At 60.6% G+C, this 6,514-nt stretch carries 9 protein-coding genes; 3 read left to right on the forward strand and 6 right to left on the reverse strand.

From position 1 onward, the window contains the following. Positions 1-334 (reverse strand): DUF523 domain-containing protein (locus HMPREF1024_RS15390; RefSeq protein ID WP_009308429.1); only part of this gene is annotated, 334 nt, incomplete at its 3' end. 145 nt (positions 335-479) lie between these two features. On the opposite strand from HMPREF1024_RS15390, the gene HMPREF1024_RS15385 reads away from it, so the two are divergent. After that, positions 480-1,172, forward strand: a complete 693-nt coding sequence (locus HMPREF1024_RS15385) for a CTP synthase (RefSeq protein WP_009308430.1) — start codon at positions 480-482, stop codon at positions 1,170-1,172. A 31-nt stretch (positions 1,173-1,203) separates the two neighbouring features. Here HMPREF1024_RS15385 and HMPREF1024_RS15380 read toward each other — a convergent pair whose 3' ends face one another. Next, positions 1,204-2,379, reverse strand: a complete 1,176-nt coding sequence (locus HMPREF1024_RS15380) for a CynX/NimT family MFS transporter (RefSeq protein ID WP_074195911.1) — start codon at positions 2,377-2,379, stop codon at positions 1,204-1,206. A 106-nt stretch (positions 2,380-2,485) separates the two neighbouring features. Between HMPREF1024_RS15380 and HMPREF1024_RS15375 the strand changes: the two genes are divergently transcribed. Further along, a complete protein-coding gene (locus HMPREF1024_RS15375) occupies positions 2,486-3,280 on the forward strand; it encodes a helix-turn-helix domain-containing protein (RefSeq protein ID WP_004224197.1) in 795 nt (264 codons plus the stop codon). Here HMPREF1024_RS15375 and HMPREF1024_RS15370 read toward each other — a convergent pair. From HMPREF1024_RS15370 to HMPREF1024_RS31280, 3 genes are all read right to left on the reverse strand, one after another. Next, complete coding sequence (locus HMPREF1024_RS15370) at positions 3,264-3,710, reverse strand: DUF441 domain-containing protein (RefSeq protein WP_002901080.1); 447 nt, start codon at positions 3,708-3,710, stop codon at positions 3,264-3,266. The genes HMPREF1024_RS15375 and HMPREF1024_RS15370 overlap by 17 nt on opposite strands. Before the next feature lie 116 nt (positions 3,711-3,826). Continuing rightward, positions 3,827-4,327: a YbaK/prolyl-tRNA synthetase associated domain-containing protein gene (locus HMPREF1024_RS15365; protein WP_004892876.1), complete on the reverse strand. Its 501-nt coding sequence runs from the start codon at positions 4,325-4,327 to the stop codon at positions 3,827-3,829. A 95-nt stretch (positions 4,328-4,422) separates the two neighbouring features. Further along, positions 4,423-4,578, reverse strand: coding sequence for a hypothetical protein (locus tag HMPREF1024_RS31280; RefSeq protein ID WP_014343002.1), 156 nt, complete (start codon positions 4,576-4,578; stop codon positions 4,423-4,425). On the opposite strand from HMPREF1024_RS31280, the gene HMPREF1024_RS15360 reads away from it, so the two are divergent. Next, the gene (locus tag HMPREF1024_RS15360; RefSeq protein WP_074187209.1) at positions 4,573-5,709 is read left to right on the forward strand and encodes a glycosyltransferase family 9 protein; all 1,137 of its coding nucleotides are present in this window, start codon (positions 4,573-4,575) and stop codon (positions 5,707-5,709) included. The two genes, HMPREF1024_RS31280 and HMPREF1024_RS15360, sit on opposite strands and share 6 nt — an antisense overlap. A 170-nt stretch (positions 5,710-5,879) precedes the next feature. On the opposite strand, the gene HMPREF1024_RS15355 is transcribed toward HMPREF1024_RS15360, so the two are convergent. Continuing rightward, complete coding sequence (locus HMPREF1024_RS15355) at positions 5,880-6,122, reverse strand: DinI family protein (protein ID WP_002901096.1); 243 nt, start codon at positions 6,120-6,122, stop codon at positions 5,880-5,882. Positions 6,123-6,514: the final 392 nt, after the last annotated feature.

The following is a 6,514-nucleotide window of genomic DNA, read 5'->3' on the forward strand; positions in this document are numbered from 1 at the left end:
GGCTGCCGTCGGTGAGTAACGCTGCCTGACAGCCCGCTTCCCGGGCGGCGCTGAGCGCCAGCCAGGCGGCCAGCTGATAATGTCCGGTGACGTCGCGGCCGTCGCTTTCCACGATCCGCGCCCGTCCGGCAAGCACATCGCCGCCGGTGCCGCCGAGGATCTCCGCCGGCAGTCGGGGCGTAGGCAGACCGGCCGCCAGCTCCGGGCAGTGGATCACCAGCCGCCCCGCCTGCTGCCAGCGGGACAGCGTCGCCGCCAGCTGTGCCTTCTCGCTACCGTTATACCGCACCTGGAATCCCATCAGGCAGGCGCTGACCAAAAGCTTATTTTTCATTCTCTCTCCCTTACGCGCTTTTTCCAGTATACCTCACCCGTCGGCCACGGCGGTGGGGTGAAAATAAGGATTGTGTTCCACAGGCGGGATCGCTATTCTGACGTGCCTTGTGCTGTCCGTCTCGTCCAGACATAAGGAACCTGCTATGAAAACTCCTTTACGCCTCGCCCTTGTCGGCGATTATCACCCCGATATTGTTGCCCATCAGGCCATTCCCCTGGCGATAGACGATGCCGCCGCCGTGCTGGAGCAGCCGGTGAAATATGACTGGCTCGCCACCCCATCGATCGCCTCCGGCGAGGCGCTGGCGGAGTACGATGCCATCTGGGTCGTTCCCGGCAGCCCGTATCGTCACCCGGAAGGCGCGTTTACCGCGATCCGCTATGCCCGGGAAAACAGCATTCCTTTCCTCGGCACCTGCGGCGGCTTTCAGCACGCGGTGATTGAATACGCCCGCAACGTGCTCGGCTGGCAGGACGCCGGACATGCGGAAACCGACAGCGAAGGGCGGAAGGTGATCGCTCCCCTCAGCTGCTCGCTGGTGGAGACCTCTGCCGTCGTCGAGCTGCGGGCGAATACGCTGATTGCCCGCGCCTATGGCCGGGAGAGCATTGAAGAGGGCTACCACTGCCGGTACGGCGTGAGCAGCGCGTTTGCGGCGGAGCTGGAGCAGGGCGATCTGCGCGTCACCGGCTGGGATGAAGAGGGTGAGATCCGCGCCGTCGAGCTGGTGACGCACCCGTTTTTTGTCGCCACCTTGTTCCAGCATGAGCGTCACGCGCTGGACGGGCGTCCCGCGCCGCTGGTGCAGGCGTTTCTCCGCGCCGCGGCACAATAATTCCACCGGCAGCGGGCGCTGCCGGTCATCTTCAGGGGTTAATTTCCCGGTCACGTCCGGCGAGCGCGCCGCAGACCGCCATCACCAGCGAAATCAGCGCCACCGCCAGCAGCGGAATATGCCAGTCGCCATTGGCATCATGGATCCTGCCCATCAGCGGCGGCCCGCAGGCGGCCAGCAGATAGCCGACGCTCTGCGCCATCCCTGACAGCGCCGCGGCCTGATGCGCCGAGCTGGCGCGCAGGCCGATAAACGTCAGGCCGAGGATCATGGTGGCTCCGGAGCCAAAGCCGAACAGCAGCGTCCAGCCGATCGCCAGCTCAAGCAACAGCCACAGCCCGGCGGCGCTGATGGCGCACATCAGGGCGACCAGCACCGCGATCCCGCGCTGGTCGCGCAGCCGATGCAGGATCAGCGGTATCGCCAGGCCGGGCGCGGCGGTCGCCAGCTGCAGCAGGCCATGCAGCGAGCCGGCCTGCGCTTCGCTATAGCCCATACTCTGCAGAATCGACGGCAGCCAGCCGATAATCACGTAATAGACCAGCGAGTTGATGCCGAGGAACAGCGTCACCTGCCAGGCCAGCGCCGACCGCCAGATCCCCCGGTTATGCATAGCGCCTGAGCCGGTCAATGGCGTCTCCGCCCGGCGCCGGGACTGCGGCAGCCAGCTGAGGAGCGCCAGTAGCGGGAAGACCATCAGCAGCAGCAGCGCCCCGCGCCAGCCGAATCCGGCCATCGCCACGGGGACCACCAGCGCCGAACCAAGCGCCGCCGCGCCGCCCATCGTCAGGGAATAGGCGCCGGTCATCCGCGCGACATGTTGCGAGAAATCCCGTTTAATCAGCCCGGGCAGCAGCACGTTACCCAGCGCAATGCCGCAGCCGATTACCGCCGTGCCGATAAACAGCAGCGCAGCGGAGGGCAGGGAGCGCAGGGTAATGCCGGCGCAGATCAGCAGCATCGCCAGCAGCAGGCTGCGTTCCATGCCGAACCGGCGGGCAACCCCTGCCGCCAGCGGCGAGACAAGGCCAAAGGCCAGCAGCGGCAGGGTAGTGAGCAGCCCGGTCTGCGCGGTGGTCAGGCCATAGTCGCTACGAATCGCGTCCAGCAGCGGCGCCGCGCCGGTAAAGACCACGCGCAGGGTGGTGGCGATGAGCAGGATACCGGCAATCAGCAGCGCGGGGCGGCGGCCGGTAGAGGAGATCACAGAAGACATATCATTCTCAAGGTAACTAACGAGGGGGTTACGATAGCGGCTTTGTCCCTCGTTTAAATCAAGCTAAAATGACAGATTATCGCTAATATCGGACAATATGATGATTGGACTGGGGCTGGATGGCTATGAACCGGACAGTGGCCACGAATCGGCCATTGCCTTTCGTATCCGGGTAGTGGAGGCGGAGCAGTTTATTCCGGCGCATTCCCACCGTAAGGGGCAGCTGATCCTTGCCCTGCACGGCGCCTTGACCTGCGAGGTGGAGAACGCAATGTGGATGGTGCCGCCGCAGTATGCGGTGTGGGTTCCGGGGCAGCTGTCCCACAGTAACCGCGCTACCCCCGGCGCCCAGGTATGCTTCCTGTTCATCGAGCCGGGCGCCGCGCCGATGCCGGATCGCTGCTGTACGTTAAAGATTTCCCCGCTGGTGCGAGAGCTGATCCTTACTCTGGCGGAGCGCGGCGGAGAGTCGCTGGCCGCCCCCGCCACGGCCCGGCTGGTGCAGGTTCTGTTTGATGAGCTGCCCCGCCAGCCGCAGGAGCACCTGCAGCTGCCGGTATCAAACCACCCGAAAATTCGTCAAATGGTGACGATGATGGCTGAGGATCCGGCGCGCTGGCAGACCCTGAGCCAGTGGGCGGCGGTGTTTGCGATGAGCGAGCGGAATCTGGCCCGCCTGGTAGTGCGCGAAACGGGGCTGAGCTTTCGCCGCTGGCGCCATCAGCTGCAGCTGATCCTCGCGCTGCAGCTGCTGATCCGCGGGCAGACGGTGCAGCAGACGGCTCAGGCGCTGGGCTACGATTCCACCACCGCCTTCATCACCATGTTTAAAAAAGGGCTCGGGCAGACACCGGGCCGCTATCACGGTAGCCTGGCTACGACTTCCCAATAAACAATGAGATGATCCCGGCGGCAATCAGCGGCCCGACCGGGACGCCGCGAAACAGGGCGACGCCGAGTACTGTACCGACCAGCAGCCCGGCCACCAGATGCGGCTGGGAGCCCATCAGGGAGACGCCGCGCCCGCCGAGCCACGAAACAAACACCCCGACCGCAATCGCCAGCAGCGATTTCCAGTTCATAAAGGAGTGGATCAGCGTCGAGGGCGGCAGCGTGCCGCTGGCGATAGGCGCCATCACGCCGATGGTCAGAATAATGATCCCGACGGTCAGTCCCTGTTTCTCAACCCAGGGAAAGAAGGCGTTCAGCGGCGTGACGCGCACGATAATCAGCACGAGGATGGAGATCGCCACGGTGGTGTTATGACTGATAAAGCCGAGCGCCGCCAGACCCAGCAGGATCAACAGGGTGGTATCAAACATGTACAGAGGTCCTTGCCAAAATAAGAATGCCAAAAATATCCCGCTTACTCTACGCATCGTGGCGTGAATAAACAGGATTTTTACGCCATGCGGCGGAAATCTGGGCGGATGCCCGGTTAGCTAAGACGGCGAAAGGTCGCGATCTCTGGTCGGGCGATATGTAAATAGTCTTCGGTGTCGAGAATGATCGACCGGTCCAGGCGCCCGGCGTTAAAGGCGATTTGTGGAAAGCGTTCAAACAGCAGCGGGTCCGCCACCAGCCGCAGCGCCGGATGGAAACTGAAGGGGGGAATGGCGCCGAACACGCAGGCGGTGAGGGCATCCACCTCCGCCGGGCTGGCCAGCGAGGCTTTGCTGCCGCCGATATGCCGGGCCAGGCTGGCGAGATCGGCCTGCCGATCGGCGGCGAGGATCGCCAGCACATGCTGGTTGACGCCGTTTCCTTTCACTTTACAGACTAACGCTTTCGCGCCCTGGCCAAGCGCGGTGCCGCGGATTGCCGAGACGGCTTCGCACTGACCGACCGCCTCGTGCGCCATCACCCGGTAGCGGGCCCGGTGCTCGTCGAGCAGCGCGCACAGCCGCTGGTGGATATTACCTTCTACTGCTTCAAGCATAGCGTCCTCCTGACATCATAAAGCAGCCAGCTTAGCGCTGTTGCGCCGGCCTGCCAACGGTGGGCCGGGAAATTCACCATTCGCTCATTATTACTTCACAGTGCTGTGGTGCAATCCCGCAGGCGCAGATGAGTTTTGTAAATAAAAAAAGAATGATTTTCATTTTCAATCGAACTTTTTTTATTTCGCTCAGTCTCTATCGGACGACACAGAATATTAATAATTGCCGTAATGAGGTTAGGATGATGCACGATGCAACCATGCAGGGTTCCCCACGCAAGAAATTTAATAAAATAAGGGAGCTCAACAGACGGCGGAATTACTTTACTAAGAAAGTACGTAATGCCCTGCGGGTGGGGGTGGCGAAAGCACTCTGGGATCGCCGACGCCGTCAGCCGGTAGATTTGTCGTCTGCGAAAACCGTCCTGTTGATGCGCAATGAGGGGGCGGTCGGCGATGTAGTGGTGGATTCCGCGCTGGTGAAATGCCTGCATCAGTCAGGCTATATCGTTGATTTTTTGCTGACGACCTCTAACAGTCAGGTGATGCGTTATAACCCGCGGATCCGCCATATTTATGAAGCTGACCCGATCACGTCCGCCGATTTTTTGCGTAAATTTAATCATAACGTTCCTCGCGACGTTATTAATGAACTGGCTAATAATAAGTACGATATTATTATTGATCCTTCGCTGTTCGATATTCCCGTGCATCGCCTGCGGCTTTTCCGACAAATAAAAGCCAAATCAGTGCTCGGGTTTAATAAATGGCCATCGATTAAGCACTACTCCCACTCTTTTGATTTTGACTGCCAGCGCTGGCACGTGACGAAAACGTTCGAGCTGATCGCCGATTATCTCCAACTGGACACCCGCGGGCTGGACGCTTACGACCTGGCGGTGCCCGGGCCGATTATGCAGGAGGTGGCGCAGTATCTGGCGTCGCTAAGCGGAAAAGCGGTGGTGATTAATATTTTTGCCGGCCATGCCGACCGCAGTCTCTCGCAGACGCAGCTGGCGGAACTGCTCGACAAACTGCTGGCCCGCCACCCGGGGAGCGCGGTTATTCTGCTCGATCACCGGCGCGAGATCCGCATCCCGCTGCCGCCGGAGGTGGTGATTAACCCATTTAACACGTTACACTATGCGATGGCGCTGATCGCCCAGGCGGAGCTGATTATCTCCCCGGACACCTCGGTGGTGCACATGGCGGCGGCGTGGAACAAACCGCTGATCGCGGTCTATAAGGACGTTCTGCTTAATAACCGGCTGTGGGCCCCGGGCTATGACAACGCCAGGCAGATCATTGTTAAATGCGGGAAGGTCCATCAGCATCGCGGGCTAGTGGATAGAATTATAGCGGCGCTACCGGAGACGCTGTGAGGCGATGAGGGGAGACAGGTAGGGCTCACCTGCTGGCCGTATGCAAGAGCCAGCAGGTGAGCGAAGGTTGCATTGCCAGTCTGCAACCGCCGCTATTGTACTGTTGCCCGCGGCTCTGCCACATCCGGGAAAGCTCTTAAAGAGGTGGTCGCCGCGACTGACGGGCGGGATCACTCTTCAGTGAGCCACATATCCGCCTCTTCAAACATCTCCTGCACCGTGCGGCTGATCAGCTCTTTTTCATGCTTGCTGGCGTCGGTGTTGATCGCCGGCAGCGTCATCATCGGCTTCACCCGCACTTCCGCCTCCGGGAAAATGCGCTGCATGCGTTTGGTCAGCTCGTTAAGAATGGCCTCTCTGGCGCCCGGCAGCCCGGCAAAATTGCGCTTGTCATAAATCAGTTCCACAAACATCTTCTGTCCTCTGTATGCTGATCGCGGGCGATAGTTTTACTGTATTAATGTACAGTGTCAAGCGAATGCCGCGGCGCTGCGCATCTACCACCTCGCGCGGCGGGCGGGCTGCGCGCAAAAGCAGCAAACGGTTCGCTGGCGCTGAAGAAGACCCCTATTGACATCAAGGAGTTATTTCAGTGCTGGCGATTGATAGCTGGAGCCGATATTGACCGGTAAAATTGGCAAAACTACTGTATATATATTCAGTGTGCGCCGGGAGACCGGTAGAGATCAAGGGGTGAAAGTCCCCGACCATTGAAGGACCAGCAATCCACAAGGTCCCCGAGTCATGCGTTGCATACCGCGAGGTATGGGGTGAAGCGTTGACAGGGGTGTTGACAGGCCAGCCA

The organism is Klebsiella sp. 4_1_44FAA (genome assembly GCF_000238715.1).
GTDB classification, from domain to species: domain Bacteria; phylum Pseudomonadota; class Gammaproteobacteria; order Enterobacterales; family Enterobacteriaceae; genus Klebsiella; species Klebsiella pneumoniae.

Coding starts and splice junctions, on each gene's coding strand:
- HMPREF1024_RS15370 (WP_002901080.1), bottom strand. CDS start 3,710: ATGTTTGATACCACCCTGTTGATCCTGCTGGGTCTGGCGGCGCTCGGC.
- HMPREF1024_RS15360 (WP_074187209.1), top strand. CDS start 4,573: ATGCACGATGCAACCATGCAGGGTTCCCCACGCAAGAAATTTAATAAA.
- HMPREF1024_RS15365 (WP_004892876.1), bottom strand. CDS start 4,327: ATGCTTGAAGCAGTAGAAGGTAATATCCACCAGCGGCTGTGCGCGCTG.
- HMPREF1024_RS15355 (WP_002901096.1), bottom strand. CDS start 6,122: ATGTTTGTGGAACTGATTTATGACAAGCGCAATTTTGCCGGGCTGCCG.
- HMPREF1024_RS15385 (WP_009308430.1), top strand. CDS start 480: ATGAAAACTCCTTTACGCCTCGCCCTTGTCGGCGATTATCACCCCGAT.
- HMPREF1024_RS15375 (WP_004224197.1), top strand. CDS start 2,486: ATGATGATTGGACTGGGGCTGGATGGCTATGAACCGGACAGTGGCCAC.